26 protein-coding genes and 1 pseudogene are annotated in these 24,983 nt (G+C 42.0%); 2 read left to right on the forward strand and 25 right to left on the reverse strand.

All coding sequences use genetic code 11. From position 1 onward, the window contains the following. Nucleotides 1-77: 77 nt before the first annotated feature. The 3 genes from rlmD to pcrA form a co-directional block, all read right to left on the reverse strand. Nucleotides 78-1,457, reverse strand: a complete 1,380-nt coding sequence (gene rlmD, locus H8716_RS16040; protein WP_249309999.1) for a 23S rRNA (uracil(1939)-C(5))-methyltransferase RlmD — start codon at nt 1,455-1,457, stop codon at nt 78-80. A 66-nt stretch (nt 1,458-1,523) separates the two neighbouring features. After that, nucleotides 1,524-1,832, reverse strand: a complete 309-nt coding sequence (locus H8716_RS16045; RefSeq protein ID WP_249310000.1) for a hypothetical protein — start codon at nt 1,830-1,832, stop codon at nt 1,524-1,526. 130 nt (nt 1,833-1,962) lie between these two features. Beyond that, complete coding sequence (pcrA, locus tag H8716_RS16050) at nt 1,963-4,182, reverse strand: DNA helicase PcrA (RefSeq protein ID WP_249310001.1); 2,220 nt, start codon at nt 4,180-4,182, stop codon at nt 1,963-1,965. Nucleotides 4,183-4,256: 74 nt separating this feature from the next. On the opposite strand from pcrA, the gene H8716_RS16055 reads away from it, so the two are divergent. Then, entirely contained in the window at nt 4,257-4,847 is a 591-nt protein-coding gene (locus H8716_RS16055) for a DUF1836 domain-containing protein (protein WP_249310002.1), read from the forward strand. Here H8716_RS16055 and H8716_RS16060 read toward each other — a convergent pair. The 3 genes from H8716_RS16060 to H8716_RS16070 form a co-directional block, all read right to left on the reverse strand. Beyond that, a complete protein-coding gene (locus H8716_RS16060) occupies nt 4,822-5,115 on the reverse strand; it encodes a YerC/YecD family TrpR-related protein (protein ID WP_117449085.1) in 294 nt (97 codons plus the stop codon). The two genes, H8716_RS16055 and H8716_RS16060, sit on opposite strands and share 26 nt — an antisense overlap. Nucleotides 5,116-5,129: 14 nt before the next feature. Then, nucleotides 5,130-5,849: a phosphatase gene (locus H8716_RS16065; protein ID WP_249310003.1), complete on the reverse strand. Its 720-nt coding sequence runs from the start codon at nt 5,847-5,849 to the stop codon at nt 5,130-5,132. 175 nt (nt 5,850-6,024) lie between these two features. Then, nucleotides 6,025-6,294, reverse strand: a complete 270-nt coding sequence (locus tag H8716_RS16070; RefSeq protein ID WP_249310004.1) for a TIGR03905 family TSCPD domain-containing protein — start codon at nt 6,292-6,294, stop codon at nt 6,025-6,027. Between the two features lie 174 nt (nt 6,295-6,468). On the opposite strand from H8716_RS16070, the gene H8716_RS16075 reads away from it, so the two are divergent. Continuing rightward, nucleotides 6,469-7,470 carry an ABC transporter substrate-binding protein gene (locus tag H8716_RS16075; RefSeq protein ID WP_249310005.1) on the forward strand — a complete coding sequence of 334 codons (1,002 nt, stop codon included), beginning with the start codon at nt 6,469-6,471 and terminating at the stop codon, nt 7,468-7,470. Here H8716_RS16075 and H8716_RS16080 read toward each other — a convergent pair. From H8716_RS16080 to H8716_RS16170, 19 genes and pseudogenes are all read right to left on the reverse strand, one after another. Then, a complete protein-coding gene (locus H8716_RS16080) occupies nt 7,458-8,624 on the reverse strand; it encodes an FtsW/RodA/SpoVE family cell cycle protein (protein ID WP_249310006.1) in 1,167 nt (388 codons plus the stop codon). The two genes, H8716_RS16075 and H8716_RS16080, sit on opposite strands and share 13 nt — an antisense overlap. A gap of 161 nt (nt 8,625-8,785) precedes the next feature. Next, nucleotides 8,786-9,577, reverse strand: a complete 792-nt coding sequence (locus H8716_RS16085) for a CHAP domain-containing protein (RefSeq protein ID WP_249310007.1) — start codon at nt 9,575-9,577, stop codon at nt 8,786-8,788. A gap of 1 nt (nt 9,578) precedes the next feature. Continuing rightward, on the reverse strand, nt 9,579-9,869 hold the full coding sequence (locus tag H8716_RS16090) for a phage holin family protein (RefSeq protein ID WP_249310008.1): 291 nt from the start codon (nt 9,867-9,869) through the stop codon (nt 9,579-9,581). A 126-nt stretch (nt 9,870-9,995) separates the two neighbouring features. After that, nucleotides 9,996-10,637 (reverse strand): manganese catalase family protein, encoded by a 642-nt coding sequence (locus H8716_RS16095; RefSeq protein ID WP_249310009.1) that lies wholly within the window; start codon nt 10,635-10,637, stop codon nt 9,996-9,998. Continuing rightward, nucleotides 10,601-10,933 (reverse strand): spore coat protein CotJB, encoded by a 333-nt coding sequence (locus tag H8716_RS16100; protein ID WP_249310010.1) that lies wholly within the window; start codon nt 10,931-10,933, stop codon nt 10,601-10,603. The genes H8716_RS16095 and H8716_RS16100 overlap by 37 nt, the downstream gene beginning before the upstream one ends. Continuing rightward, nucleotides 10,930-11,127 carry a spore coat associated protein CotJA gene (locus H8716_RS16105; protein WP_249310011.1) on the reverse strand — a complete coding sequence of 66 codons (198 nt, stop codon included), beginning with the start codon at nt 11,125-11,127 and terminating at the stop codon, nt 10,930-10,932. The genes H8716_RS16100 and H8716_RS16105 overlap by 4 nt, the downstream gene beginning before the upstream one ends. 70 nt (nt 11,128-11,197) lie before the next feature. Next, nucleotides 11,198-12,553, reverse strand: coding sequence for an MATE family efflux transporter (locus H8716_RS16110; RefSeq protein WP_249310012.1), 1,356 nt, complete (start codon nt 12,551-12,553; stop codon nt 11,198-11,200). Between the two features lie 352 nt (nt 12,554-12,905). Then, entirely contained in the window at nt 12,906-13,175 is a 270-nt protein-coding gene (locus H8716_RS16115; protein ID WP_249310013.1) for a hypothetical protein, read from the reverse strand. 177 nt (nt 13,176-13,352) lie between these two features. Then, nucleotides 13,353-14,219 (reverse strand): hypothetical protein, encoded by an 867-nt coding sequence (locus tag H8716_RS16120; protein WP_249310014.1) that lies wholly within the window; start codon nt 14,217-14,219, stop codon nt 13,353-13,355. 46 nt (nt 14,220-14,265) lie between these two features. After that, on the reverse strand, nt 14,266-14,499 hold the full coding sequence (locus tag H8716_RS16125; RefSeq protein ID WP_249310015.1) for a hypothetical protein: 234 nt from the start codon (nt 14,497-14,499) through the stop codon (nt 14,266-14,268). Between the two features lie 332 nt (nt 14,500-14,831). Continuing rightward, nucleotides 14,832-14,990 (reverse strand): annotated as a pseudogene (locus H8716_RS16130) (hypothetical protein); the annotation flags it as partial. Between the two features lie 50 nt (nt 14,991-15,040). Beyond that, nucleotides 15,041-16,789 carry an ABC transporter ATP-binding protein gene (locus tag H8716_RS16135; RefSeq protein ID WP_249310016.1) on the reverse strand — a complete coding sequence of 583 codons (1,749 nt, stop codon included), beginning with the start codon at nt 16,787-16,789 and terminating at the stop codon, nt 15,041-15,043. Next, entirely contained in the window at nt 16,786-18,546 is a 1,761-nt protein-coding gene (locus H8716_RS16140; protein WP_330606663.1) for an ABC transporter ATP-binding protein, read from the reverse strand. Before H8716_RS16140 ends, H8716_RS16135 begins: the two co-directional genes overlap by 4 nt. 68 nt (nt 18,547-18,614) lie before the next feature. Beyond that, nucleotides 18,615-20,219 (reverse strand): ABC transporter substrate-binding protein, encoded by a 1,605-nt coding sequence (locus tag H8716_RS16145; RefSeq protein WP_249310017.1) that lies wholly within the window; start codon nt 20,217-20,219, stop codon nt 18,615-18,617. Nucleotides 20,220-20,249: 30 nt separating this feature from the next. Further along, on the reverse strand, nt 20,250-20,948 hold the full coding sequence (locus tag H8716_RS16150; protein WP_249310018.1) for an ATP-binding cassette domain-containing protein: 699 nt from the start codon (nt 20,946-20,948) through the stop codon (nt 20,250-20,252). Further along, the gene (locus H8716_RS16155; protein WP_249310019.1) at nt 20,930-21,724 is read right to left on the reverse strand and encodes an ATP-binding cassette domain-containing protein; all 795 of its coding nucleotides are present in this window, start codon (nt 21,722-21,724) and stop codon (nt 20,930-20,932) included. Before H8716_RS16155 ends, H8716_RS16150 begins: the two co-directional genes overlap by 19 nt. Beyond that, nucleotides 21,724-22,515, reverse strand: a complete 792-nt coding sequence (locus H8716_RS16160) for an ABC transporter permease (RefSeq protein ID WP_249310020.1) — start codon at nt 22,513-22,515, stop codon at nt 21,724-21,726. The genes H8716_RS16155 and H8716_RS16160 overlap by 1 nt, the downstream gene beginning before the upstream one ends. Beyond that, entirely contained in the window at nt 22,512-23,474 is a 963-nt protein-coding gene (locus H8716_RS16165) for an ABC transporter permease (protein ID WP_249310022.1), read from the reverse strand. Before H8716_RS16165 ends, H8716_RS16160 begins: the two co-directional genes overlap by 4 nt. Nucleotides 23,475-23,600: 126 nt before the next feature. After that, on the reverse strand, nt 23,601-24,563 hold the full coding sequence (locus H8716_RS16170; protein ID WP_249310024.1) for a helix-turn-helix domain-containing protein: 963 nt from the start codon (nt 24,561-24,563) through the stop codon (nt 23,601-23,603). Nucleotides 24,564-24,983: the final 420 nt, after the last annotated feature.

A 24,983-nucleotide genomic window follows, 5' to 3' on the forward strand; every position in this document is an offset into this window, starting at 1 on the left:
TCATCAATTTTATTTCTGTGGGTGGCAAATCGGTGGCAAATAGACTGAACTCGCCACCTTGAAGCCTTGAAAACAGCTTATTTACGGCAAAGTTTGCAAATAGTCTCAACATGCACCGTTCCAGGGAACATGTCTACGCAGCATACCTTCTCTGGCATATACCCATGTGCCTGCAAAATCTCCAAGTCTCTGGCCAGTGAAGTTGGCTTGCAGGAGATGTACACCATCTGCTCTACTCCGAAATGGATGATTTTTTCCAACGCCTTTGGATGAATACCATCTCTTGGTGGATCCAGTACGATGAAGTCTGGTTTTTCCTCTACCAGATCGATAGCTTTTAACACATCACCTGCGATGAACGTACAGTTATCCAATCCATTTAATTTTGCATTTTCCTTTGCTGCCTCCACAGCTTCTTCTACGATCTCGATACCGATCACATGCTTTGCCACCGGTGCCAGCATCTGTGCAATGGTTCCGGTTCCGGAATACAGATCGAAAATGGTTTTATCTTTTGTCTCTCCCACATAGCTTCTTGCGGTATCATACAATACCTCTGCCCCAAGTGAATTGGTCTGGAAAAAAGAGAACGGTGAAATACGGAATTTCAATCCCAGTAACTCCTCGAAAAAGTAATCCTGTCCAAAAAGTATATCGGTATGATCGTTCTGCACCACATCTGCAAGCTTGTCATTCTGAGTATGAAGAATTCCCGCAATCTTTCCTTTCAGATCCAGACTCTGAAGTAGTGCAGACAATTCCGTCAACTGAGTAGTTTCTTCCCCACCACAGAATTCTGTCTGAGTCGTTGTCACCAGATCAATCAGAATCTCCTCAGTCTTCACTGCCTTTCTCACCAACAGATGACGCAGATACCCCTGATGGCTCAGCTTATGATAGTATTTTGCGCCCTGCTGCTGATAAAATTCCAGCACTGCTTCCAGAATCTTACGGAAATCTCCGTCTACGATCTGGCAATCCTTTACTGTCACAATATCATAAAAGCTGCCACGTTTATGCATTCCTAGTGCCAGTGGTCCCTCCTTATATTCATCCCCAAAGGAAAATTCCATCTTATTGCGGTATCCAAACTGACATGGACTTGCTTTTATCCCTTCAAATTCATAGGATTCACACACTGGATCCAGAAGTACCTTCACCTGGTTGGCCTTCAGCTCCAGCTGCTTCTCATATGGAAGATTCTGGTAGGTACATCCACCACAGTCATGAAAATGTGGACATGCACTTTCGATCTCTTCCTGTGACTTCTCCAGGACTTCCAGGAGACGTCCTTCTGCTTTTCCCTTTCGAATCTTGTTCACAGAAGCCTTTACCTTCTGTCCTGGAAGGACATTTTTTACGATCACCTTCCGTTCTTCCCCTTCAACCTCTACCATTCCCTTATTTGGAAACTGTATTTCTTTTACGATTCCTTCTACTATCTGTCCTTTTTTCATGTGCACACTCCTGTCTAACTTATAAAAGGCAGGTGCCGTGTGGCATCTGCCTTATCTCTTTTTCGATTATTCTTCTGTCTTTGTATCTTTTGACTCGTCTACAAAAATCTCTTCTTCTTTATCTTCTGCTGCTTTTTCTTCTGTCTCTTTTTCGTCTTCTAAATCCTCATCTTCAAAATAATCATCAAAATCATCTTCAAAATCATCTTCGAAATCTTCCAGATAATCAGGAGTTAAATATCTGTATACTGCATATGCAATACCTGCAACCGCTGTTACAGCACCGATTACTGCCAGAACCCAAAGAATCGCATTTTTGTGTTTTTCCTCTTCTTTTTTCTGCATTAATGCTAATAAATCCTCAATTCTATTCATATCGGCTCTTCCTTTCTTTCTTGAATCGTATCTGCCCATCCCCTTATTAGACACAAACAGGATCTGCGCAACTACTTCAATCCTTATTTTCTCTAGTATATCACTATTATGTATTTTTTACCATATAAATTTATACTTTCTTGAGTTTTGCAAATGCTGCAAACATTTTTTTCACACCGACCTTTTCAAAATTGACGGTTACCTCATAGTCCTTACCTCCGTCTATGATGTTTTCCACAGTTCCAACGCCAAACTTAATGTGGCGCACCTGATCACCTACTGTATAATCCAGACTGTCTGCTTTTTTCACCCTGAACTGGTTCGGGTCAAATGCCTTGCTCTTAAATGCTTTCTTCGCCTGCATATATGGACTGTGGACATCTGGCATCTTCTTCGCCGGCTGCTCTGTTTTCACCTGCTCTCTTCCTGTCTGTACCAGACGGATCGGAATCTCTCTTATGAATCTGGAAATCGGATAATACTGCGTCTCTCCTCTTACCATTCTCTGCTTGGCACAGGTGATGGTCAGTCGCTTCATGGCGCGGGTGATACCAACGTAGCAGAGACGTCTCTCTTCTTCCAATTCATCCGGATCATCTGCATTGATGCTGGCATATCCAGGAAAAACGCCTTCTTCCAGCCCAGTCAGATAGACATTCGGGAATTCCAGTCCCTTGGCGCTATGCAAAGTCATCAGCACTACATGATTGGAATCCTCGTCCTGATCATCAATATCTGCTACCAGTGCTACTTCCTCCAGGAAGCCACTTAAGGAAGGTTCTTTGGTGGATTCTTCATAGGTAACGATCTTGGAAATCAGTTCGTCTATATTCTCAATGCGTGCCTTTGCCTCATCAGTTCCTTCTGCCTGCAGTTCTGTCACATATCCAGTCATATCAATAATTGACTGAAGCAGTTCATGGACACTATAGAATTCTGCCTGACTGCGCAGTGTCTGAATAAAGGTCACAAATGGTTCGATCTTGGCTACTGCCCTTCCCAGAGAAACAATATTGGCGGCATCTTTTAACGCATCATAAAAACTGATGTCCCGGTCTACCGCATAATTCTGTACCTTCGCCAGAGATGCCGCACCGATTCCTCTTTTGGGGATATTAATAATACGACGTACTGCCAGATCATCTTTGGCATTGTCTACTGTCTTTAAATAACACAGCAGATCCTTGATTTCTTTTCGTGCATAAAAGTTAATACCACCAACCAGCTTATATGGGATATTCGCCATCAGCAGTTTTTCCTCAAACAGACGTGACTGGGCATTGGTACGATATAGAATTGCACAATCCTTATAATCGAATTCTCCCTTGTTTTTTCTTCTGCGGATATCCGCTGTCACATAATCTGCTTCTTCAAAAGATGTCATGCACTGCCTGACCGTGATCTGTTCTCCACGCTCATTTTCTGTCCACAAAGCCTTTTCTTTTCGGCCGATATTATGGCTGATGACTCCGTTTGCAGCATCCAGAATGTTCTGTGTAGAACGGTAATTTTGTTCCAGTTTGATGACTGTGGCATCTTCAAAGTCCTTCTCAAAATTCAGAATATTTTCGATATTTGCCCCACGGAACTTATAAATCGACTGGTCATCATCACCGACTACGCAGAGATTCCGATATTTATCTGCCAGGATACTCACCAGCTTGAACTGCGCCGTGTTTGTATCCTGATATTCATCCACCATGATATAACGAAAACGATCCTGATAGTATTCCAACACGTCCGGACAGGTACGGAACAGTTCCACAGTCTTCACGATCAGATCGTCAAAATCCATGGCATTGTTTCTTTTTAAGGTTGCCTGGTATTCTTTGTATACATCACAGATCTTTCGTTTAGTAAAATCACCGAATACCTGCGTCTCATACTCTATCGGTCCTCTTAGTTCATCCTTCTGGTGAGAAATGGCTGCGAGAAACATCTTTTCTTTATAAACCTTCGTGTCAATCTCCAGACGTTTGCAGATATCTTTCATAAGAGTCTTCTGGTCATCACCGTCATATATAGTAAAATTCGTGCCATAACCCAAACGGTCTGCAAATCTTCTCAGAATTCGCACACACATAGAATGGAATGTGGATACCCATACGCCGTCAGAACCAAATCCCACAATCTGATCCACACGTTCCCTCATCTCTCCTGCTGCCTTGTTGGTGAAGGTAATTGCCAGAATATTCCATGGATTCACTTCTTTTTCTTCTATCAGATATGCAATCCTGTGAGTCAGCACTCTGGTCTTTCCGGATCCTGCCCCTGCCAGCAGTAAAAGTGGTCCCTCTGTATGAAATACCGCCTGTCTCTGACAGTCATTTAATGAATCGTAGTTGCTCATTTTTATCCTTTCTTCAAAAAAAACTTGTCACGTAGTTTTAAAAACTGTATAATCTAGTCAGGAGGCGTTACATTATGAAACTTGACACACATGATATGATAAAAAGCATTCTTGATAATATATCAGCAATTGATCACATCAAAACAGCCGATATTCCTAACATCGAATTATATATGGATCAGGTAACTACTTTCATGGATTCTCAGATGGCATCATCCAAGCGTTATCCGGATGATAAGGTTCTGACGAAGACCATGATCAATAATTACGCAAAAAATCACCTGCTTCCTTCTCCAAACAAAAAGAAATATTCCAAAGAGCATGTTTTAATGCTGATTTTTATTTACTATTTCAAAAGCTTCCTGTCCATTTCGGACATTCAGGCTTTGCTGACTCCTCTGGCAGATAAGTACTTCCAGAAGAATGAAGGTCTGAATATGGAAGATCTCTATAATGAAGTCTTTGGTATGGAAAAAGAACAGGTGGAAAACTTAAAAAAAGATCTGATGGAAAAATATGATACTGCCAGTAAGTCTTTTGCTGATGCAGGTGAAAAAGACAGGGAATTTCTCACCATGTTCTCTTTTATCTGCCTGCTCAGCTTCGACGTTTACATGAAAAAGCAGCTGATCGAATCCATTATTGATTCTTTTCCATCCGACTGAATACCATCTGATATCCGTCATTTCCGTAATTGAGTGACCGATTTACCCTGCTTATGGTTGCAGTAGATGCACCTGTCTGTTCTGCAATTTCCAGATAGGTTTTGTTTTCTGTCAGCATCTTTGCAACCTCAAAGCGCTGGGACAGTGATAACAATTCATTGATCGTACACACATCCTCAAAAAACTGATAACATTCTTCTACATTTTCCAGTTGTAACACAGCTTCAAATAAATGCTTTACCGCCTCTGTATGAACTGTCTTGCTCATGTTCGTTCCTCCCTTTACATGGTCTGTTTTCTGATATAAGTCAGGAATTCTTCTTTGGAACGGTTCACCACCAGTTCCTCCGGAAATCCCACTTTTTCGATTAAACTAACTGCCAGATCGTGATTCCGGATATCCCAGATGCAGTGTGCATCACTTCCCATAATCACCGGCTGCTGATATTCCATGCAGTATTTTAACATGAGAATATCATTCTCCTCTGCACCAACTCTTGTTCCGGACGGATCCAGTGAATGATTGTTCAGTTCCAAAAGCTTATGTTCTTCCTTTGCTGTCGCAACAATCTGTTCCATATCTACCGGATATCTTCCGTCATCCGGATGTCCTATGATGTTCACATAAGGATTCTTCAGTGCTGCTACCAGTGCCTTGGTATTCTCCTGCACACTTCCAGGCTTAATACACGGTGTATGAAGACTGGCAATTACCACATCCATCTGCTTTAGCGTAGACTTTGGCAAGTCCAGTTTTCCGTCGTAATCCATGATATTCACTTCTGTTCCAAACAGCACCGGCATACCGTTTATCTCTCTTGGCATAATCTTCAGATTGTTGAAGTAAAACAGATGAGGTCCTCCCGGCATCTCAGGCGCGTGATCGGTAATACCAAGCAGTTCCAGACCTTTTTCTGATGCTGCCTGCACCATCTCCATGATAGTGTTATATGCATGACCACTTACCAGTGTATGGGTATGAATATCTAAAACATCTCTCATGTCATCCTTCCTTTCTTCACTTTTCTTAGTATACCATACTCCCATTCTTTTAATCAACCACTTTCCTGTTTTAAAGCGTGAATATGTGAAAGAAAATAAACTCCCATACAGGAGTTTCTTCTATCATCTCGCCTGTATGGGATTCTGAAAATAATCTTATTAAATTCTCTTCCGGTTATGCCTGTTCCAGGTATTCTTTCAGTGCCTGTGCCAGCTGATCCGGACAGGATGTCGGACGCATTCCGCACTTGGTTCCTTCCAGGCGATGCATTACATCTGTTACATCCATACCTTCTACCAGCCGTCCAATTCCTGCAGTATTTCCACTGCATCCACCGATGAAGTTCACATTTTTCAGTTTATTATCCTCTACTTCAAAGGTTACAGCGGAAGAACATACTCCTTTATTTTTATGAATATATGTGGTATCTTCTTTTTTTAACATGGTATTTCATTCCTTTCTGTGGTAATTATCACGAACCGGATATAGTATACCACAGATTCAACCCGACTGCAATTCGAGAATCCCACTGTACTCCGAACTGATATCTGGAAATTCCACACATTTGTCCGTGTTCCCGCATATAGTAATCTGATCATGTTTTTGGAGTTTTTATCTATGAAGAAACGTCTTTCTGTATTTTTCCTTACTACCGGTCTGCTGTTCTCGTCTCTTACACCAGTCAGCACTCTGGCAGCCGATACATCGGAACTGGAATCGGTTACATTGAGTGAGGTAGCACATTCGATCTTTTATGCCCCACAGTACGTTGCTTACGAACAGGGATATTTTATCGACGAAGGACTGGATGTGACTATTACAACTGCTTTTGGTGCAGATAAAGTCATGGCTGCACTCCTCTCTGATTCTGCGGAAATCGGATTGATGGGATGTGAATCTACGATTTATGCCTATAATGAAGGCGCCGCCGATACAATTCTGAATTTTGCCCAGCTTACTCAGCGCGCCGGGAATTTCTTAATTGCCAGAGAGCCAATATCTGATTTTAAATGGAGTGATCTGAAAGATCATACCGTACTTGGTGGACGAAAAGGCGGCATGCCTGAAATGGTATTTGAATATATCCTGAAAAATAATGGTTTGGATCCAGCTACAGATCTGACCATTGACCAGAGCATTGATTTTGGTTCTACCGGTGCCGCCTTTACCAGTGGACTGGGGGACTTTACGGTCGAATTCGAACCGTCTGCCACTGCCCTGGAAAAAGAAGGTGCCGGATATGTGGTAGCTTCCCTTGGTGTGGATTCCGGTTATGTACCATATACCTCCTACTGTTGCAAATCCAGCTATCTGGATGCACATTCTGATGTTGTCCAGAAATTCACCAATGCATTACAAAAGGGTGTGGATTATGTCTTAACCCACACCCCGGAAGAAACTGCTTCGGTGATTGCCCCTCAGTTCGCTGAAAGTGATCTGGATACCATCACGAAGATCGTAGACCGCTATCACTCTCAGGATACTTGGAAGCCATCTTTAATTTTTGACCAGGATCACTTCACCACTCTCCAGGATATTCTGGAATCTGCCGGTGAACTGACTGAACGTGTTCCTTATGAGGAACTGATTGTTACAGACTATGCAGATCAGGCTTCCTGATCCTTAAAGCGGATTCGCTTCGACACACTGAGCGCCAATGCCATTTCTGCCATCAAAAACACAATGGATGTTCCTCCGTAACTGATAAACGGTAACGTAATACCTGTAGTAGGAATGACATTGGTAACAACCGCAATATTCAATACTACCTGTAATGCAATGTGAATAAAAATACCAGACGCAATCAGGGAACCCAGTAAATCCGGTGCATTCTGTGCAATAAAGAACAGCCTGTACAGCATAAATGCAAACAATATTGTCAGCATAATTGCCCCGAACAGTCCCAGTTCTTCACAGATAATCGTAAAAATCATATCATTCTGGGCTTCCGGTACATAATCCAGCTTCTGCAGACTGTTTCCCAGGCCTTTACCAAAAAAGCCACCAGAACCAATTGCATACAGTCCCTGCATTACCTGATAACCGCCTACACTGGAATTAGCCTCAGGATTCAGCCATACCTGAACTCGCCTCAGACGGAAACTGTCACTGGTCACGCTTCCCTTTACATACCAGACTACTGCAATCGCCACAACTGCAACCAGAATCACGCCAGCCACAAAAGGTCTGCTATCCGGGAATACAATAAACAGCAGGCCAACGGTGATACCTGCAATAATAATGGCTGTACTTAAATTATCCGTAAATACATAAGTCAGGAAAGAGGTCACTCCTCCTGCAATCAATACTGTAAAAAATGCCGGCCATGTCCGCATATTCTTCCCCATTTTCACAATCAATGTGGGTAAAAACAAGATAATTGCAACCTTTGCCATCTCTGCCGGCTGAAAGGATACCGGTCCGAAATAAATCCATCTCTTGGCACCATTCAGTTCTGTTCCGATAAACTTTGTCAGAAATAATAGTATATTGGCAATCAGGTATAACCATCCTGCAAAATTCCTAGTCAGTATATGATAATCGATCTGAGATCCTACAATCACTGCGACCAGGCAAAAAGCACTGATTGCCGCCTGCTTGGTAAAGTAATACATGTCATCTCTGAACTTAATCTGAGCGGAATATGCACTGGAACTATACAGCATAATCAGTCCAAAACAGGTCAGCAAAATAACACTGACCAGAAGATTATAATCATAATATTGAAAAACCTGACGAACATTTTTCTTTATCCCGCGCTTTTTTTTCGCCATTGAACGCCCCTTCATCTCTCTTTTTCACTCTTCTATCTTTTATTCATCACTTTTATAAGGATAACATCAGACCCGTGTTTATGCAAGTTTTTTTCAAAAACCCTCCCTATATTTCCTGTATAAAAAAGGTATTCGTAATCCCTTTTTTACACTGTATATATTTAATCTGACACTTTCAGATACCGTGTGGAACAATATCCTTTTAGGTCCTCATATACTACATAAAGCCATTTGATCTGTTCTGGCGTTTCATTGTAATAACCATCACAATGTATTTTTTTCCCGGCAGGAACTACTATGATTCCAGTTTTTTCCTTTCCGGCTCCGGTTCGCATCCACAGATCTGTGATGGTTTCGTATGTTCCTTCTGTTTTTTCATCATAGAACAGAGCATCCTCTGCCGATAACTCATTGTTTTCACTTATTTCCGGTATTTTGGAATCTGCTTCTTTTTTACTGTAATGTGGAAGCGCAAATCCCCTGATGTATCCCCATCCAAATGGAACGATTCTTCTGCCAACAATACCGCCTTGAGTGTTTCCTTCTATTACTGTCATGGTTCGGTTCTTCTTATCAACAATTTCTATCATCCCAATATGATCACTATATGCATTATTGGGCTGTGTACTTTTACGCCAACTGTATACAATAATATCCCCCGGCTGTGGAACGATTCGGCCATCTTCTTTCCAGATTCCTTTTTTGCGGAATTTGCTGACATGTTCCTCTACCCCGCATTCAATTCCACCGATCAGATCTACGGCATTTAACTTTATAAAAACAGCTGATACCGCTCCATCGCAATAATCATCTGTATAAGTCAGACGGTACCCTCTGGGCTGTGGAAGATAACTGTTGTAAATATCTACGATAGGCTTATGCGTTCCTTTTTTGCGGCTCATACCAAGCCAGCTTCTAAACACATCTATTGCCTGCTGCGCTGTAATAGCCATATCAAGATTCTCCTTCTGAATTTTTTTTGCACTCTTTGTGCAGGAAATTGCGAAGCATTTCATAAAATCCCGTAGAAGCCAAACCGCTGATCATCCCACCCAGAATGCTTTCCGCTGAGATCGCATTGGGATAATTCATAATAATTGAAATTCCTGTTCCCAGAGTCAGGGCTGCCAGTGGAATATAGCGGTTTGGAAAACGACGAAAAGCGGTTTTGAGCACGTACCCAACCAGCAGACAAATTCCCAAAATCAGAGGATTAATATATCCCATGATATAGTTCAGATCCATGTTCTTTCCTCATCTTTCTACTAAAAATTCACATTATTATTTTATGCTTGATGGTAAAACCGGTTCCCCTGTAAGTAGGAACCGGTCTTTTGATCCTCCTATTTATCCCATTATCACATGTTCTGATTACTGCTGTTTACAGTTACTGCTATTCGGAAGACAGGTCACAGGTTCGTCAAATGCCGGATTGTATCCATAGAAGTTTCTGGAATCCAAGTCATCCTGAATCATGCGCAAAGCTTCACCGAATCTCTGGTAATGAACCACTTCTCTTGCACGCAGGAAACGTATCGGATCTGCTATTTCCGGTATGTTTCCAACTACACGCAGGATATTATCGTATGTGCTTCGAGCCTTCTGTTCTGCTGCCATATCTTCATGAAGATCAGTAATCGGATCTCCCTTAGACTGAAATTCACAGGCATTAAATGGAACACCTCCCGCAGCCTGCGGCCATACAGCTACCGTATGGTCAATATAATATGGTCCAAATCCGGATTTTTCGATTTCTTCCATAGAAAGATTACGGGTCAACTGATGAACAATGGTTGAAACCATTTCCAGATGCGCAAGTTCTTCAGTTCCAATATCTGTCAGCAAACCACATACTCTTCGGTCTGACATCGTAAACCTTTGTGAAAGATATCGCATGGATGCTCCGATTTCACCATCTGGGCCTCCATACTGACTCATGATAAAGGTTGCGATCTTTGCATTTGGAGTCGTAATCTTTATCGGGTATTGCAGTCTCTTTTCATAGTTCCACATGAACAACATCCCCCTTTCCCTGTGATTTCCCATGGCCATGGCTGAAGAATCCAGTTCCATGAACTGTCTTGTGAGACTTCCATGCTGTCAATGGTCAGTGGTTCAAATCTTCTGGAATATACTGCCACGGCGGCATTCCTCTGTCGGGTAAACTGCTCTGCATACTGTAGCGCCTTACAATCATAAGGATGGGTATCCAGGTACAATAAGAGGTCATCCAGTGCAAAACTAACTTCGTTAATACAATTCATCAGTTGTGTCTGTGTCATAGATTCGAAGGAAGCATACTGATTCATGCGCAGCCTCCTCTCCGTCCACAGAACGGTTTATCTAGTTCCGGGAAAATGGTGCCTCTGGATAAACCTTCGCGGAAATCATAGATCGTATGAAAAGACTGCCACGGAACATATGCCATGGCGATCGGAAAAGAAGCCAATGGATCAGAATGGCACATCTGAACAGGTTGATTGTTACGACATGTTGATCTCATAGAAACTCCTGATGTTTTTTCACTATTATGGTATGAATAAAATCAGGATTCGTGCATAGTGCACCCACAGCTATATATTTTGTTGTTCCAACTTTTTCATATGTAAACGATATATCACAAAAATTGTACCTCCGGTAAAAATCCAGGATGCAACGTAGACATTCATCAACATCTCATATGTTGGGAACATCCTGAATACTGTAACCATCCAGATCATACGAAAAACAACTGTTCCAAGAATCGTAACAATAGACGGTTCCAGAGATTTTCCCATTCCACGCATTGCTGCACTCTCCACCTCATAAGTAGCTGTAAGTCCCTCCAGTGAACATACATGTCTCATTCTGATAATTCCAAATGCAGCCACCGATGCACTTGTCGTATAAATTCCTACAAAAAATTTATCCCACAGGATAAATACCACACTCAGTATCTCTGTAAATCCCATACCAAATAACATACAAAGCCAGAAAATTTTCTTACATCTTTTTATGTTGCCTGCTCCATAATTCTGACTGGTAAAAGTTACTGCCGCCTGAGCAAAAGCTGAAGCAATATCATACGTGAAATATTCAAAATTTAGAGCAAGAGATGATCCTGCAATCGCAGCTTCTCCGAAACTGTTGATTCCGCTTTGAATAAATACATTAGATATTGAAAATATAGCCCCCTGTATACCGGCTGGAATTCCAATCATCAGAATCTTTTTCAGATCTTTTTTCTCTATTTTCATTTTATGAAAACGAAACTGAAATTCATCTTCCCTGTGATAAAGATAAGTCAGAACCATTACTGCACTGACAATATTGGATATCACAGTAGCAATTGCTACCCCGGCAACTCCAAGCTGAAAAACGATCACAAGTATCAGATTCAGGATCACATTGATTATTCCTGAAACGATCAGGTAATACATAGGACGTCTTGTATCACCAAAACTTCGTAGTACTGCTGCGCCAAAATTATATACCAACATACACGGCAGACTCAGAAAATAGATTCTGATATACAGTAAAGCCACCTGTAACACACTATCCGGGGTTCCAGACAATTCCAGCACACTCCTTGATACCAGCATCCCAATCACCATCAGCAATATTCCCAAAATCAATCCAAATGTCAGAATCGTATGAATCATAGGATTGATACGCTCTCTCTTCTTCTGTCCAATCAGATTCGCCAGTACTGCGTTTGGTCCAACAGAAAGTCCCACAATCAGATTCACGAAAATACCCACCAGCGCCACACAGCTTCCTACTGCTGCCAGTGCCGTATCTCCTGCAAATCTTCCTACAACTGCCACATCTGCTGAATTAAACAACTGTTGTAAAATGCTGCTGCATGCCAAAGGCAGAGAAAACAGAATCAGTTTTCCTGCCAATTCTCCACTTAGCATATCCATTTCTTTCGTTTTTTCAGTTTTCATTTTATCTCCTGCCTGTAATTTTTCTGAACAATTATCTGGTACACCGCCCAGTAAATAACTGTACTGGCATTATTATAAAACCTCTTGCGATATATTTCAAAATAAAACAAAAAATACCACAAACCGGCTTTTCACCTGATTTGTGGTATCTTCTTCTACGCTAACTTAGATAAACCTATAATATTCTCAAGGATTCGGATTATTTATTGTAGTTTACGATCTTACACAATTGATTTACTTCTTTACCCCTATGCCTGTATTTTACTGGTTTTTTTCACATTTGTAAATAGTGTATCGGCCAAAAGTGATATTAAAAAGTGATATCTATAATCCTATCAAACATTGCCAAATGTTATATGAATACTTCTTTCCCGACAATGTTCTTTATAAACTCTTCCTGAGATTCGGACGATACATAATATTCCTTTCCTATTTTATTACCATATCCCATCTGAAACATGAGTTTCAGAATCCTTAATGCTTTATCACTTTCGCAATGATAAATATCCATAATATCTTTTTTGCAAAGCATTTTCTTATTTTTATCTTTCAGAGACTGAATGCAGGTTTCAATCATCACATCTTTATTCCTGCATAATTGAACCAGTTCTTCTCTTGTCATTTCTTCATAGTTATGAATAAAAATCCCCCCTGTTCATATTCACATATACTGTATGCAATATAACAGCCACATACAATTCTGTACATGGCTGCTATAAATCATCCTTCAAATATTTTCTTATCTTTTCGTATCAATATTACTGTTTCTTCCTATTATAATAAGTTTTCCCGCAGGATATTATACATATGCAATTGCCTTATATACCAAACTCAATGCCTTTCCCTGTATTTTTTCTACTGCTTCTTCATCAAATTTATCCCCTAGACAATAAGTATATCCCATCTCATCCCAGTCGTGTCCAAATTCTACTTCATAATTAGTGATTCTGACTCCATATTTAAACATTTCCCTTAACTGATTATGTTCAGCAGGATCTTCGACTTTCTTTCCGTCATTCTTTCTTCTTTCGTTAAACATTTCAAAATATGTCTCAATCTGCCATATATTATTTTCCGTAGTATTAATAAAGCCGGTACATTCAACAAGCATACAGTTATGCAGATTCGTAAGCTGGAAACATTTTAACAAAATCAACTCTAACATCTGAAAGTCAATGGGATCTCCGATCATATTGAACGGTACATTATAGGAAAAAAATTCCCGCATATCTCTCAGATTTAAGATGTACTCTTTCATATTAATATCAAAGAAATTGTTACGTGTATAATAATCACAAAACAAATTCTTTAATTTTTCGTGTGTAACTGTATGAATATTATTATCTACATCACTATTGAGAAATAATACTGACCACATGGCATGAAATAAAGAATAATAAGTCAAAAAATAGGTTGCCGAAACACATCCACTAGCATGAGTTGCCTTTGCTTCTTCAAACAGTATTGCTGACGTTATGATTTCTCTTCTGGCTCTGATTGATCTGTTCGCCATAATAATCGTTTTTACTTCGCAGTCCGTCTTGAAATGCTCCCTGTATTTCCGCATCCATTTTACATAATATGCTTCTGCCTCTTTTTCATCTAAACTCTGCTCTAAAAATTCAAATTCACTAATCGTATTCTTCATTCTTCCACGAAATTTCATCAGTGTTCTCCATTCTATGAACATTTTTGTACATGACTGTCTTTTTCTACTTCAATGCTGCTTCATAACGCCCGATATACGTTGGAACCTGATCTGACAGAAATGCTTCTTCCTGTCTCTGTCCCCTGTACCTCTTCGTATACATGAATATCTTTCCATCCCTGCTTCTGCTGCAAAGCCAGTAATCCCGTTCCCCGGTTCCTGCGACCTCCTCCCGGACATCCACGTAATACTCCTCTGATACTTTGTACCGTTCTGCTGTTATGATCTGTTTTTCCACTTTGGCAAACCTCCACTTCCTCTTTTGGCTGCCCCTTAATTTTCCCCATTGCAGTCTATCATACCATGAAAACAAAAAAAGGAAAGTATTGACTTTTTTCCGAAATTGTCGTATGAACTGCAAAATGCCAAATGGCTGCACTTTCATAAACTTAAATTATATCTTTCGTCATTTTTTAAGATAGTTTTTACAGGCAGTCCCTTTCACCTTATCAGAGCTGTCTGTATTTTTACTTGTTTCTTTTACGGCAGGTTTTTTCCAATTTTTGCCAGCCACTTTTCCAGTCCGTCCCAGGATGGCTTTTCTTTCGGGCGGATTTCCGTATTCAGCACCTCTCGTAAAGTTCCTACTGCGTAACATACGCTGGGTTTTGAAACTTCCATGTAACGGGCAACATCCACGGAACGCACCATACCGAGTTTCTTTTGAAGTATAAGCACGGACTCTAAGTAATCTTCACCGGATGTGGTGGTATGTCGTTTGTTCTTCATTTCTTTCTCCCATGCCATTCGTACCAGTAAAGAAAACGCATTGTTTCTTTTTATTGCTGTATCTTACTGCTGGATATTTTCCAATTAACTGCTTTTTCTCTAATATTTACGAAATCGGCATAAATTCCAGGCTGTGTCATCAACTCTTGATGTGTACCGCGTTGGGCAATTCCGCCATTCGCAATAACAACAATCTGCTGTGCATTTCGGACCGTTTTCAACCGATGAGCAATAATAATAACCGTTTTATCCTCTGTCAGCTTCTCAATGGCCTGCTGGAGTTCTGCCTCGTTTTCCGGGTCTACACTGCTTGTTGCTTCATCCAGAATTATGATAGGGGTATCCTTCAAGATAGCCCGCGCAATCGAAATACGTTGCTTTTCGCCGCCAGATAAAGTAGCACCACTCTCGCCAATGACAGTATCATAACCGTTTGGCAGTGCCATGATAAAATCATGGCAACACGCACTCTTTGCTGCTCGGACAACTTCTTCATGAGTGGCATCCGGTTTACCAAACTTGATATTGTTCTCGATGCTATCCGCAAAGAGAAAAACATTCTGAAAGACCATGCTGATATTAGAGAGCAAGCTATCCAGCTTATATTCCCGTATGTCAGTGCCGCCCAGTTTAATGCACCCTTCATCTACATCCCAAAAACGAGTAATCAAGCTGCACAATGTCGTTTTACCGGAGCCAGATGGACCGACTATCGCCGTAGTGGTTTTGGCCGGGATCGTCAGATTGACATGGTTCAAAATTCGGTGATCGCCATAAGAAAAGCCAACATTCTGTAATTCAATCGTGGTATCTTTCGGAGCAATATCTTTGCCGGACAAATCCATTACTGGAGTATCGTCAATAGCGTTCACCTTGTCGATGGAACTTTCTATTAACCGAAGGGCAAAGGACTTTCCCCCCGCCGCCTCCAGTTCACTGAAAATCAAGAAAGAGGCAACACACATCAGCAAGCAGTACACCAACGTCATGCTGCCTTGCAAATAGAACAGGATAGAGCAAAACATGATTGCCACACTCGCCAATCGCAAAACAAACAGTTGTACCATTCCGTAAGGTCCAAAAACAGTTTCCAGTTTGGTATTGCGTGCGCGGCTTTCCTCAATGGCCTGTTTCATTTTCTGGTTTGATTTGCCACCGAGATTGAAAGACTTTACAATGCCCATACCCTGGATATATTCCAGTGTGGCGCCTACCAAATCCTCCTGTGCCGCCTGCCGTTTAGGAGATACTTCCTGTGATTTCTTTTGAAGTACGGAGTTACAGAGCAAAAACAGCGCAATCCCCAAGTAAGCCAGCAGACCAATCCTCCAGTCGAAGAAAAACATCACAATGGAAATGACCGTTACATGGATAAAACCGTGGATCACTGTAATCAGAACTGATGGCGCATTATTCTCTACATCGCTGATTGTTGTGGTGACGGTAGAGGTCAGATTCCCCAAACTATGACTGTTAAAGTAGCCCATCGGCATATACTTCATCCTGTCGCCTATATGGATGCGCTTATCCGCGCACATAAAATAGCCAACTCTTGTTTGAGAAAAGTCTGAAATATAACTACAAACGATTTTTCCAATCACTCCTGCCAAAAGAAGCAGAAACGCGAACAAAATATCCTGCCCTTTGATTCCTTCCATCAATCCGTTGAGGATCAGAAAAAGAGCGCCGATCTGAAACATATCAAAGATTGAGTGCAGCAAGCTGAACACCACTGACTTTTTCAAAACCCCTTTCCAGTGGCCAGAAAAAGCATATATTTTCTTTAAGGCAGTAATCATGCTGTTGCACCTCCTTCATCGCGGCTCCCAATATGAGCCTTCCACATTTCTTTATAGATCGGGCATTTTTTCAGAAGTTCCTCATACGTGCCGGTTGCCTCGATTCGCCCCTGATTCACCACCACAAGCTGATCCGCACCTGTCACCGTATAGAGTCGATGAGCGACCATAATCAGCGTTTTGCCCTGTACCAATTTAGAAATAGCTTCTTGAATCAGGCTTTCATTCTCAGGGTCAAGGTAGGCTGTTGCCTCGTCGAAGATAATAATAGGAGCATCTTTCAACATAGCTCTGGCAATGGCAATTCGCTGTCGCTCACCACCCGATAAGTGGCCGCCTGCACCGCCCACAATCGTGTCATACCCATGCTCCAGGTCCATGATGAAGTCATGGCAGCCACACTTTCGGGCAACATCTTCCACTTCTTGATCGGTAGCCGACAACCTCCCCATACGAATGTTTTCACGGATACTTTCATCAAAGAGGTAATTATCCTGCGATACATAGGACACATACGAGGAAAGCTGCGACAGGGGAATATTTTTCAAATCCACCCCGCCAAGAGAAATAGTGCCGGATGTTGCCTCCCAAAAGCCGGTAATCAATTTAGTAATCGTTGATTTGCCTGAACCGGAAGGCCCAACTAAAGCCGTCATTGTTCCAGGTTGTATTGTCAAATTGATATGATCCAATATCGGCTTCGAGTCATTCAGGTCATAAGAAAAGGAAACATCCTGGAATTGAATAGACTGATTGTGAATATCAGCATCATGATCCGGCCGCACCATTTCCGGTGCATCCAACAGATTTCCCACTTCTCCGACAATCGTGCCAAGCTGCGAAATATTGTCAGTAAATTTAATTGCTCCCAAAATCGGACCAACAATGCCCAGGGACAAAATCATAATGGTCAGAAAGACCGGGGCAGACAAGGTTCCATGTTGATACAGAACGGCACCAATGGGAAGAACCACCAGCCAAACACTGGGCCAGATAGCATTGCTCATGGACATAAACAACTGCGTGTCCTTCATCCAATCGACCGCATAACTGGCATCATCATTTACTGCATCAGAATACTTTTGATAAGAGTTAGCCGACTGATTAAATGCTTTAATAACCTCAATGCCACCTACATACTCGATAATGGTTGCGTTCATTTTTTGAACCCGTTTCATCAGGCCGGAAAAGCGTTCACTATACCCCCGTGACATTCCCATGTAGCACAGAAAACCAATGGGCAGAGTCACAAGAGAAGCCAGTGCCATGTGCCAGTCTAAAACAAACAGATATACAATAATGCACAGCGGGACGAACAGATTCGATGTCATTTCCGGAACCAGATGTGCGAGGATTGGCTCCATGCTCTCTACCCGATCAACGATGACATCCTTGAACCGGCCAGAGGATTGATCCATAATGTAACCCATTGGCACCCGTGAGAGTTTGTCAGCAATTTTAATACGGATCTCTTTCAAGGTCTGGAATGTCGCTGTATGAGATACGGTTGTTGAAAGAGTAGAAAAAAACAGTTTCAGTGTGAAACCAAGCAATATTACGCCGCACCACAGCGCATAAGTGTTTAAGGCAGTCACGCCATCAATCAGACAGAGCATGATATAAGCGATGGCGAAGTATGGAATCATCCCACAGGCCACGCTCAGGATAGCCAAGATGATAGAGAGCATATAGGCTCTGCGATGTGTTCCAGTCAGCTCCCATAACCGCTTGACTGGCGATGGTGTTTGTTTCATCATCTCTCACCTCCATAAAAGCAATACGGGGTAGCCGGTACCTCCCGACCACCCCGCATCGTCAAACTGTGTTATTCTGCCGGAGTGATCTGTGTCACATCCAGGAAAGCATAATCCGAAGCAAAGTTATAATCTGCGATCTTGTCCGTGTTGTAGACAATCATATCCATCTGATGGGTCAAAGGAACATCCAATACCTGATCGAGATCGGTATTGATGAGCAGTTCAAACAGTTCCTTCAACCGGGCATCATCGTTGCAGGTCTTAAACTCGCTCAATGCGGAAATAAACTCATCAGAATTATCTAACAGTGGGATGGAAACATCCTCTGGCATCTGAGCCATCATTGCAGAGAACCAGCACTGTGGCATTGCATAATTGAAGAAACCAGCAGTCATTGCGGTAATATCCCATCCTGCAGGGTTCATGTAACTTGCATACCACTCCATCTTTTCCATGCTCTTAATCTCTACTTCAATGCCAACTTCTGCAAGCTGGCTCTGGAACAACGTGGCAATGGAACCGATGGTACTGTCATCAGTAGGGCAGGTAAAGACCACATGAAGCGGTGTTCCATCCTTTTCCCGGATGCCAGTGGACTGATTCATGATCCATCCTGCCTCATCAAGAAGCTGATTAGCACGATCTACGTTATAGGTATAATCCTCTGTACCGCAAATATCTGAGTAAGGCGTGCCATCAGGAACAATCGTATTCGCCACAGGTTCATAGTCATAGGTCAGGCCTTCAGAAATCGCCTCTTTGTCGATAGCATACGCCAAAGCTTGTCGTACACTCAGATCAGACAGATTTCCATTGAAATTCAGAATGATATTACGAACCGTGGAACCAGACGGAGCAAATTTCCCCTCAATTCCATCAATAGCAGTCGCCTGGTTATAGTCCTCATAACTCAATTCAGCGGAGCCATAGATTAAATCAATTTCACCAGTTTTCAATGCCTGTACACGGGAGGCGTTATCCGGGATATACTTTGCAACGATCTTGTCGTAATAGGGCTGCTCACCCCAATAATTCTCATTACGAACAAAAGTGGTGTACTGTCCTGCTACATACTCGTCATAGATATAAGGTCCGGTACCAGCATATCCGTTGACTGTCTGGAAGTCCCCCTGCGTAATCTGTTTAGGAGAAATCATAGTGCATACATCCGGCCAGCAAAAATCGTTGATGTATGCAAAGTACGGTGTATCATAGGTCAGACGGATGGTGTATTCATCCACCGCTTCAATATTGGTATAATTGACAACACCGGGCAGCGATGTAAAAGACGGATTGACATGCCAGGACTCAATATTGGCAATCGCTGCCTCTGCGTTAAAAGGTTCTCCGTCATGGAAGGTTACACCTTTCCGCAAGTAAAAGGTAAGCTGCGTACCATCCTCGCTCAGTTTCCAATCTTCCGCCAATACCGGTTTGATTTCCCCATCCACATATTTCACCAAGCCCTCATAGAGTAGCTTCTGAGTGGGGCGGTTATCCGCAATCATATAGAGGGGTGAAAGGGTTGTTGTTTCGCCAATCGTGGCGATGTTTAAGACTTTTTCACTCGTTTCTGTTCCGCTTGCAGCATAAGTGGTGTCGCTGTTAGCAAGCATCCCCATACACATAACAGCGGCAAGAGCGAGGCCTAAAACACGTTTGGTTCGTTTCATCTTGGTTTGTTCCTTTCTGTGATTTTATATTTATCGAACGGCTTTTTTAGTAATTTTGCCGTGTTCGATCTCATAAATAATCTCGCAGAGCCGCGAGGCGATCTGCTGGTCATGAGTAATGACTAAATAGGCACAGTCATGTTCCTGTTCATATTTCTCCAAAAGTTGAAGAACCGCTTCTGTTGAAATCAAGTCAAGACCTGCGGTTACTTCGTCCAGAATTAGAAATTCCGGTGATATAGATAGGGAGCGCAGCAACGCAAGCCGCCGCTGTTCCCCGCCAGACAGTCTTCGAACCGGAGTATCAAGTAAACTTTGAGATAAACCTGTTTGTTCCATCAATTCAGCAATACGTTTTTTCCGCTGTGATGAGGAAAAATCCGTCAGGTTTACAAGGGCTTCCTCTACATTTTGGGATGTACTCCATGATGGATTTAGGGTTCCACCAGCATCCTGGAATACCGCTTGAATCTTGCCACGATACTTTCTCCATTCTCGCAGGCTCCATTTTGTGGCATCTACGCCATTGATAAGGATACGTCCTTCAGAGGGGCGTTCCAATCCAATCATCACTCGAGCCAAAGTGCTTTTTCCGCTTCCGCTTTCTCCCATAATGGCGATGCTATGACCATGCTCCCATATCAGAGAGGCGTGATCCAATGCACAAAATGTCTCCCCCTGCGCATCATAGTAGGTTCTGGTGAGGTTATCTAATTCAATGCGGTCCATTTCCAATTCACCTCCTCTCGGTGGCAAGCAGCTTCGGCAAAGCGCTTAGTCCATGGCTGTTGCGGGTGAATGAATAGCTGCTCAGTTGCCTGCGTTTCAATAATTTTGCCACATTCCATCACATGAGAGATAGGGCATAGGGCTTTCATTGCCTCAGTATCATGGGAGATGAACAAAATAGCTGCTGTCTTTTGATATTTTCTCAGTAACTCCAGCAGTAAATCCCGATTTGCTTCATCAAGAGCACTGGTCGGCTCGTCTGCCAGAACATATTTAGGCTTCGTCCCCAAAATCAGCGCCATAGCAATACGCTGAAGCATACCACCGGATAACTCTCCAGGATATGCACTCAGCACTCGCTTGGTATCGGTCAGATTAACCTGTCGCAACACATTTTCCGCAAGTGCATAGGCCTGCTTTTTGTCCAAACCAGTGTGCATACGGAGCGTTTCAATAATCTGACGTTCCATCTTTGCGTGTGGAAAAAACGCTGTCATTGGGTTTTGTGGAATAAATCCAATCGTCTTCCCGCAGAGTGCTCGACGCTCTTTCGCACCATGTATCAGCAAATTATCTCCATCCAGGAGAATTTGCCCCTGTGTGATCTCCAGATCACCACTGTTCATACCCATAATGGATTTAATCAAAGTTGTTTTTCCAGAGCCACTAGCCCCAGTCAGTCCAATACAAGTCCCTTCATCAATAGATAATGAGACATCGGTTAAAATCGGTGTGTTATTTTTTACTTTCACAGTCAGATTTTTAATCTCAAGCATCAGGCCCCCTCCTTTTCCAAAAGCCTCCCTAAGTAGTTGAAACAGAGGGAGCTGATAAAAATAAAGAAGATCGGGTAAAAGAGCAACTGCGGAAGAGTTCCAGCCAATGCCCTCGCATCGGAAAGCATAACTCCCCAATCAATTACATCATCACCCAGAGAAAGACCGATGAATGAGAAACCGGAAATCGCAATAATCATTTCTGCACAGGAAAGGCAAATAAATTGCACAACGTCACGAATAATATTGGGAAGGATATGTACCAGCATAATCCGCGTTTTGCTTGCACCGCAGGCAATCGCGCACATGATGTATGCTTTGTCGTACTCACACTCAATCAAAGTTTTAACCAACTTAATCATCCGAAGAACCAGCGATGCCGTCAGTGCCACTAACATGGTGGGGATACTATTCCCCCAAATACCAATAAAGATAATCAGGTAAGCCACAGGCGGAATTGCTGTAACTGCGTTCAAAATACTTTCTGCAAGAATATTTCTGCGGCGTCCCGTCTTTGCCAGCAAGATGCCAAAGAAGATACCAAGCAAAATGACAATAGCTGATCCGACCAACACAATGCCTAAAGTTATTTTCCCGCCTTCGAGAATGCGTGAAAACTCACAACGGCCAAAATCGTCTGTACCAAACGGATATTCTGCGCTGCTGGATAGATATTTACCCCGAATATTTGTGGCCGTCGGATCGTGGGGTGCAAAGAACGATCCGAACAAGAAAAATAGCAATATTACAATCGGAATTGAATACGAGAGAATATGTTTTGTCCGGCTCATAGTCTGGCCCCCTCTCTCGCAGACGCATCCCGTTGCAAAATCCGCCGTAATATATCCGAAAGGATATTGAACATTACCAGCGAAAACGCAAAAAACAGAATTGTTGCGTGGATAACTGGTGAATCCCGATACAACACGCTGTCGATAATCAAATAACCAAGTCCTGGTAATGAGAACACGCGCTCTACAATCGCAGAGCCGGTCATACAAAGTCCGAGCATCTGACAGAAATTGGGGAGAAGTGTTGCTACTGCGCTGGGGAGTGCATAGCGGAACAGAATCTTCCCCTCAGATAAGACGCGACAACGAGCATAAAAGGCACTATCCTGTTCCATCTCTTTTTTGATATTGTTTGCCAACATAGGAGAAAACAATGCAATGCATCCGATTGCAATGCAGACTGCTGCGGGGAAATAGCGCATAAATCCTGTATTTCCCACTACCGATGTTACACCGAGTTTAACAGCAAAGATGTCAATATAAGTACTAGCAAAGAAAAACGAAGGAATAGAAACTCCGGCTATGCACAAAAAAATCAATGCACGACCAATTATTTGCTTTCTCATCAAATAACAAAGGCATCCTATCAGCAAAATAAAAATTGCTTGAATAATAGCCGAAATTATAACGATTGTCACAGTTATACCAATGGCTGTCGTAACCTTTTCAAATACTGATTGACCGCTTACAAAAGATTTACCGAAGTCTAAGTGAAATGCATCCCGAACCCATTTCACATACTGCACAGGCAAGGAATCATTAAGTCCCATTTTTTCTCGCAGAGCTTCCATTTGTTCATCTGTAAAACTAAATGCGGCCATAGAGCGCCTGGCATACGCTTCTGCTGGATCAATGGGTGAGAGACGAACAAGTAAAAACGAAAGAATAGTTACAATCAAAAGAGAAATTACCAATTCTCCCAGTTTATTTATAATAAAACGTCTCGTTGCTTTGCTCATTACCAAATTCCTCCTTTCGTAAATAAATAGGCGGTGTGATTAGAACTATCTAACCACACCGCCCATAATACTGTATTTTCCGAAAGGAAACCACTCCTAGAAGTCAAAACCTATCCAAAAAGCCAATTACTTTTTAGCGCTGCGATACTCTCTCGGAGACATCCCAATAATAGACCTGAAAGCAGATGAAAATTTGTTTGGATTTGAATAGCCTATTTTTCCTGCAATTTCAGATATAGATAATTGAGTTGTAAGTAATAACTGTGCCGCCATTTGAATTTTGTATTCCTTTTGAAAAGCATATATAGGTTTTCCATAGATTGCTTTAAAGCAATCTTTCATTGTTGTCAAACTTAATCCATAACAAGCTGCCCATTCAGCCAATGAATATCTTGTATCTAAAGAATCCATCAGTTCTTGCTTCAATTCTTTTATTTTTCGGATTGTACTGCCTGAATAATAAACGGACACTTCTAAATTCTCTTGCGGAAGCATTTCAGACAATAGGAAGAAAATCTCTAATGCCTTTAATCGTAAGTAACCTAATCGTTTTTTGTTTTTTTCCTCACAAACTTCTTGAAATACATGATTCAATTCAGGAGGAGCTTTTACAACTGTGCAACAGCGATCCGTACAAAATCTCGAAGTCAATTCAGATAAATCAATAGAAATTCCTTCTATGATATCATTGAATTGACTTCCGGTAACACTCATATCTACAATCAAAGCGACACCATCATACAATCCGGTAGGAAATGTAGGTGGTTCTCTATGAGGACTAAGGACACTAATTGCAATATCACCTTCCCCCAGATATGTAAAGTAATCCCGCTTATATTCACATTCATACCTTCCTGCACTGCAATATGCAATTTCTAAAATATGAGGCATTGCTTTGTTTCTTGAAAAACAAGAAAACGCCTGAAAGGATGTATATGCTAAATCAATTCCAGGAAATAAATGAATACATTGCATAGTTCCATTGGGCGTATCGCATTCAATTTGATATTTTGTTCCATTATCACTCTTTTCAAGAATATGCGTCCCTGTGCTGAACAGTGCAGGGTCAATCTCATTTCGCTCTTTCATTAAATCATCTCCCGGATTACTAAGATTATGGTAAAGTTAGCAAAGGCTAACCAGAGTATATAATACTTGTTTTCCAAAGTCAATTTACCGTGCAGAGTAAAGGCAACTTTTCTTTCTCCCATGCTGGAAAGATCCAGTTCATCAGTATTGGTCAGCTTGGCGATCTGCGGCAGATTGAAGGCTGCCAGCCGGACACCTACACTGATCAGGATGGACTTGGCGGTCTTTCCAGTAACAAAATGTCAATAGTTTTTTAATCACTTTTTCAAAAAATGAATATTACGGTGCGGCAGAGCCGCCAGTCCGGACTAACGGAGCCACTCCATTTTGTTTATTAAGTTACTTTGCCATTGCTGGATCCAGTCCATATACTTCTCTCATAGAGAGGTCTTTAGATGGGTCAACACTTTCAATATCGAT

This window comes from Jingyaoa shaoxingensis, assembly GCF_014385005.1.
Classification (GTDB): domain Bacteria; phylum Bacillota; class Clostridia; order Lachnospirales; family Lachnospiraceae; genus Marvinbryantia; species Marvinbryantia shaoxingensis.

What these genes read in the sequence shown, in the direction of transcription:
- H8716_RS16060 (WP_117449085.1), bottom strand. Translation starts at nt 5,115, where the DNA reads ATGAGCAAGACAGTTCATACAGAGGCGGTAAAGCATTTATTTGAAGCT.
- H8716_RS16115 (WP_249310013.1), bottom strand. Translation starts at nt 13,175, where the DNA reads ATGACAAGAGAAGAACTGGTTCAATTATGCAGGAATAAAGATGTGATG.
- H8716_RS16080 (WP_249310006.1), bottom strand. Translation starts at nt 8,624, where the DNA reads ATGGCGAAAAAAAAGCGCGGGATAAAGAAAAATGTTCGTCAGGTTTTT.
- H8716_RS16090 (WP_249310008.1), bottom strand. Translation starts at nt 9,869, where the DNA reads ATGGATCTGAACTATATCATGGGATATATTAATCCTCTGATTTTGGGA.
- H8716_RS16150 (WP_249310018.1), bottom strand. Translation starts at nt 20,948, where the DNA reads ATGGACCGCATTGAATTAGATAACCTCACCAGAACCTACTATGATGCG.
- H8716_RS16165 (WP_249310022.1), bottom strand. Translation starts at nt 23,474, where the DNA reads ATGAGCAAAGCAACGAGACGTTTTATTATAAATAAACTGGGAGAATTG.
- rlmD (WP_249309999.1), bottom strand. Translation starts at nt 1,457, where the DNA reads ATGAAAAAAGGACAGATAGTAGAAGGAATCGTAAAAGAAATACAGTTT.
- H8716_RS16120 (WP_249310014.1), bottom strand. Translation starts at nt 14,219, where the DNA reads ATGAAATTTCGTGGAAGAATGAAGAATACGATTAGTGAATTTGAATTT.
- H8716_RS16170 (WP_249310024.1), bottom strand. Translation starts at nt 24,563, where the DNA reads ATGAAAGAGCGAAATGAGATTGACCCTGCACTGTTCAGCACAGGGACG.
- H8716_RS16055 (WP_249310002.1), top strand. Translation starts at nt 4,257, where the DNA reads ATGAAACTTGACACACATGATATGATAAAAAGCATTCTTGATAATATA.
- H8716_RS16135 (WP_249310016.1), bottom strand. Translation starts at nt 16,789, where the DNA reads ATGATTACTGCCTTAAAGAAAATATATGCTTTTTCTGGCCACTGGAAA.
- H8716_RS16145 (WP_249310017.1), bottom strand. Translation starts at nt 20,219, where the DNA reads ATGAAACGAACCAAACGTGTTTTAGGCCTCGCTCTTGCCGCTGTTATG.
- H8716_RS16070 (WP_249310004.1), bottom strand. Translation starts at nt 6,294, where the DNA reads ATGTTAAAAAAAGAAGATACCACATATATTCATAAAAATAAAGGAGTA.
- H8716_RS16095 (WP_249310009.1), bottom strand. Translation starts at nt 10,637, where the DNA reads ATGTGGAACTATGAAAAGAGACTGCAATACCCGATAAAGATTACGACT.
- pcrA (WP_249310001.1), bottom strand. Translation starts at nt 4,182, where the DNA reads ATGAGCAACTACGATTCATTAAATGACTGTCAGAGACAGGCGGTATTT.
- H8716_RS16110 (WP_249310012.1), bottom strand. Translation starts at nt 12,553, where the DNA reads ATGAAAACTGAAAAAACGAAAGAAATGGATATGCTAAGTGGAGAATTG.
- H8716_RS16160 (WP_249310020.1), bottom strand. Translation starts at nt 22,515, where the DNA reads ATGAGCCGGACAAAACATATTCTCTCGTATTCAATTCCGATTGTAATA.
- H8716_RS16075 (WP_249310005.1), top strand. Translation starts at nt 6,469, where the DNA reads ATGAAGAAACGTCTTTCTGTATTTTTCCTTACTACCGGTCTGCTGTTC.
- H8716_RS16140 (WP_330606663.1), bottom strand. Translation starts at nt 18,546, where the DNA reads ATGATGAAACAAACACCATCGCCAGTCAAGCGGTTATGGGAGCTGACT.
- H8716_RS16065 (WP_249310003.1), bottom strand. Translation starts at nt 5,849, where the DNA reads ATGAGAGATGTTTTAGATATTCATACCCATACACTGGTAAGTGGTCAT.
- H8716_RS16155 (WP_249310019.1), bottom strand. Translation starts at nt 21,724, where the DNA reads ATGCTTGAGATTAAAAATCTGACTGTGAAAGTAAAAAATAACACACCG.
- H8716_RS16100 (WP_249310010.1), bottom strand. Translation starts at nt 10,933, where the DNA reads ATGAATCAGTATGCTTCCTTCGAATCTATGACACAGACACAACTGATG.
- H8716_RS16085 (WP_249310007.1), bottom strand. Translation starts at nt 9,577, where the DNA reads ATGGCTATTACAGCGCAGCAGGCAATAGATGTGTTTAGAAGCTGGCTT.
- H8716_RS16045 (WP_249310000.1), bottom strand. Translation starts at nt 1,832, where the DNA reads ATGAATAGAATTGAGGATTTATTAGCATTAATGCAGAAAAAAGAAGAG.
- H8716_RS16105 (WP_249310011.1), bottom strand. Translation starts at nt 11,127, where the DNA reads ATGAGATCAACATGTCGTAACAATCAACCTGTTCAGATGTGCCATTCT.